Origin of the sequence: Sulfitobacter sp. HI0027 (genome assembly GCF_001634775.1) — a bacterium.
Taxonomy (GTDB): domain Bacteria; phylum Pseudomonadota; class Alphaproteobacteria; order Rhodobacterales; family Rhodobacteraceae; genus Sulfitobacter.
Genome location: NZ_LWER01000404.1, coordinates 1 through 233, shown reverse-complemented (window position 1 = coordinate 233; position 233 = coordinate 1). Strand labels below are relative to the sequence as shown.

Here is a 233-nt window from a genome sequence, read left to right as displayed (position 1 = left end):
GCGTATGAACAGTCGCCAGACTCCAGATTAGGACCCGAACATGGAGGTCCTCACGCTTTTCGACCAGTTCACGCAGCAGATCCCCCAGAACATCCGCATTAGGTCCGTCCTGAGGACGAAGACGAATACTCGCGTCAAAATCCCAGCCGATAATTGTAATGGATCGTTCAGCCGTTCTTAGGACGGCGTCCAAAGCTGCGAAATAAGATGCACCATCTATCAGTACCGCCGCA

General features: G+C 52.8%; 1 pseudogene. It reads right to left on the bottom strand.

The features are described from left to right. Positions 1-233 (bottom strand): annotated as a pseudogene (locus A3722_RS24965) (phospholipase D-like domain-containing protein); the annotation flags it as partial.